Here is a 2,592-nt window from a genome sequence, read left to right on the forward strand (position 1 = left end):
GTTTTACACATTATACATCGGTGATTAATAACTTTTATAAGGATTTTGTTTGATGAAGTAGATGTGTTCTAATTTGATAGATAAAACGTTATCTCACATAATTTATATCATTCGATTAATTGTTGATCCTTCCTGATAAGGATAAGATTGCTAATAGCTTAATATATTAAAGCATGCGGAGATTATTTATTATGAATATGGAAACTAATTCGCACACAACAAGCCCATACATTCAGCTTATTGAGCAAATTGAAGTGTTACAACAGGAAGCAAAGCGACTGCGAGAGCAGGAAATTCAAAGTGTAATTGAGTCGATTCAAAAGCAGATTACTTATTACAATATAACCCTACAAGAGCTGGGATATACTAATGTGCCTGATGATGGCCTTGCTCGCCGGAACTCATCGAAAGGAGTTTATTATCGCAATGAAGAAGGGCAGACCTGGTCGGGAGTTGGCCGACAGCCACGCTGGCTTAAAGAAGCACTGTTGAATGGAATGAAGAAAGAAGATTTTCTTGTGAAGGACACCGAAGACGAAATAATACCGCTGAAAAATATTTAACATGAAATCATTAAATGATAACGATAACTGAACTGGAAGACGAAATAATAAAAAATAAAGAAGCCGCAAATATTTTCATTGAAAAAATAAACGACAAAAAGAACGAAATCCATGAAAAAATGAAACACCCCTTGGATAAAGTTACCTACAATGAAGCAAAGGAACTGCTCATTGCCTGCGATGCGGCAATCAGGATCATAGAGATAATGCTAATCAGAATTAATAATAAATAGAGGACGAGTATTGTGAGCCAAACAAAAAATAGAGAACTGTTAGATAAAAAAATAAGATCAGAAATTGAGGTGATAAAAAAAATAATCGCCGAATTTGATGTCGTAAAAGAAAACGTTAATGCTTTAAGTGAAAAAGCAAAAACAGATCCTCAGGCTGCAGAAAAATTAAACAAATTAATTGAGGGGTATACATATGGTGAAGAGCGAAAATTATATGATTCTGCCTTAAGTAAGATTGAAAAACTAATAGAGACAATGAGTCCTCCAAGATCTAAAAACCAATCAACAAAAAATCAACGGAATAAAAATAATAGAAAAATAGTATGACGATTTTGAATAAAATAGACTATAACTATTATAAATTAATTAATTATCCAATTATGATGGTCCATGATGAATGGCTAGGTGATTTAACCGGTGTCAATCAGGTTAGTTTTCGGCATTTAAGAGAAAGTAGTTCTACTCGTAATCAACTCAACAAGATATTGCGTCAGGAAATACAAGATAAAATTTCTGGAGTGGAATTATCTGATATAAATAAGGAAGGTTTTTTATATCAGTCAATTGGGAAAATAAGATTGCTTGCTCTAAGTAGTGCATTATTTGAAATTCAATGCCCTGACTATATTTTTTCACGATTATATCGAGAAACTCTGATCAGAGAGATAGGATATCAAAATGTGAAGCAGTTATCATTCTATTGGCAGGGAGGGCAATGTAAACCAGAATATGGCGAAGAACGGTTTTGTTCTGAACTGATAAAATACGGTGCAGGAAATCTTGAATGGCTATTTTCTGATAATCCCTTATGGACTATAGTCAAATATCTTTTACCGAAAAGTGGAGAAATAAAACCAACCCATATTAATGATTTATTTCTTAACAGACTTAATAAAATTTTATTGCCTTATGAAACTTTATGAATATAAAAATATAAAAATTGATTTAGTGCTTACGGAAGATATCATACCAGAAGATAAGTTACTGGAAATTATGCAATCTGATGATATAGTCAAGTTGGCTCGAAAAAAAACATGTGAACATTTACTGAGGGCGAGGAGGAAGTCGAAAAAATTAAAGACAGAATCCAGAAAAAAAATCGCCAGAAAAATAATGGCAATGAGAGAAAGGATTCGAAAAAATAATAAAATAAAATTAGAGAAAGAAGTTAACAAATCGATAAAATGGGTTAAAGATATTCAGGATATCGAGTTGGTCTTAATGCAGGACATAATGAATAAGGTTCATTCGTCACTGACTAATGCATTACATTCTTTAGACACATCATCAAGAATTAATTGGGATGATTTACTTAATGAAGTCGTAAGGGAAACGCTTTCCCATAACAATATTGTTGGAGCTATTAAGATCACTAAAAACCCAGACATTAAACTTGATCCTGGAGAGGCTAATAATATACAGCTTATTAATGATGCAGACGCACCACTTAATAAGATAATAATAGAAAATGAATATATGAGAATAACTTTAGATCCGTTAGAACAAATAAATATTTTATTGAATTCATTTAAAGAGAATTATCTTAGCATTATTCAGGAATGATGATATGTCTCAATTAATGACCATTGGCTCACAGCCAATATTTTTAATTATTGTATTTTTTCTTTTATCATTACTGCCTATATTTGTTGTTATTGGTACTTCATTCCTGAAAATTTCGATTGTATTGGGGATTCTGAAGAACGCATTAGGTATTCAACAGGTACCACCAAATATGGCGCTAACATCAGTATCTTTGATACTGACAATGTTTATTATGTCTCCGATAATATTAC

General features: G+C 32.0%; 5 protein-coding genes and 1 pseudogene. All 6 read left to right on the forward strand.

Features of this window, described 5'->3' with window-relative positions:
• The first annotated feature begins 191 nt into the window (after positions 1-191).
• Positions 192-563 (forward strand): type III secretion system LEE master regulator Ler, encoded by a 372-nt coding sequence (ler, locus tag HEN33_RS24610; RefSeq protein ID WP_001365456.1) that lies wholly within the window; start codon positions 192-194, stop codon positions 561-563.
• Between the two features lie 14 nt (positions 564-577).
• Positions 578-796, forward strand: a complete 219-nt coding sequence (gene escE / locus HEN33_RS24615) for a YscE family type III secretion system co-chaperone EscE (protein ID WP_000628726.1) — start codon at positions 578-580, stop codon at positions 794-796.
• 12 nt (positions 797-808) lie between these two features.
• A complete protein-coding gene (locus HEN33_RS24620) occupies positions 809-1,123 on the forward strand; it encodes a type III secretion system filament chaperone (protein WP_000084152.1) in 315 nt (104 codons plus the stop codon).
• The gene (locus HEN33_RS24625; RefSeq protein ID WP_000153999.1) at positions 1,120-1,719 is read left to right on the forward strand and encodes a type III secretion system domain-containing protein; all 600 of its coding nucleotides are present in this window, start codon (positions 1,120-1,122) and stop codon (positions 1,717-1,719) included. Before HEN33_RS24620 ends, HEN33_RS24625 begins: the two co-directional genes overlap by 4 nt.
• A complete protein-coding gene (gene espL / locus HEN33_RS24630; protein WP_183083495.1) occupies positions 1,706-2,359 on the forward strand; it encodes a type III secretion system LEE stator protein EspL in 654 nt (217 codons plus the stop codon). The genes HEN33_RS24625 and espL overlap by 14 nt, the downstream gene beginning before the upstream one ends.
• A gap of 4 nt (positions 2,360-2,363) precedes the next feature.
• Positions 2,364-2,592: pseudogene (escR, locus tag HEN33_RS24635) on the forward strand (type III secretion system LEE export apparatus protein EscR); the annotation flags it as partial.

Origin of the sequence: Escherichia sp. 94.0001 (assembly GCF_013369155.2) — a bacterium.
In the GTDB taxonomy this organism is placed as follows: domain Bacteria; phylum Pseudomonadota; class Gammaproteobacteria; order Enterobacterales; family Enterobacteriaceae; genus Escherichia; species Escherichia coli_F.

What these genes read in the sequence shown, in the direction of transcription:
- ler (WP_001365456.1), top strand. Translation starts at nt 192, where the DNA reads ATGAATATGGAAACTAATTCGCACACAACAAGCCCATACATTCAGCTT.
- escE (WP_000628726.1), top strand. Translation starts at nt 578, where the DNA reads ATGATAACGATAACTGAACTGGAAGACGAAATAATAAAAAATAAAGAA.
- HEN33_RS24625 (WP_000153999.1), top strand. Translation starts at nt 1,120, where the DNA reads ATGACGATTTTGAATAAAATAGACTATAACTATTATAAATTAATTAAT.
- espL (WP_183083495.1), top strand. Translation starts at nt 1,706, where the DNA reads ATGAAACTTTATGAATATAAAAATATAAAAATTGATTTAGTGCTTACG.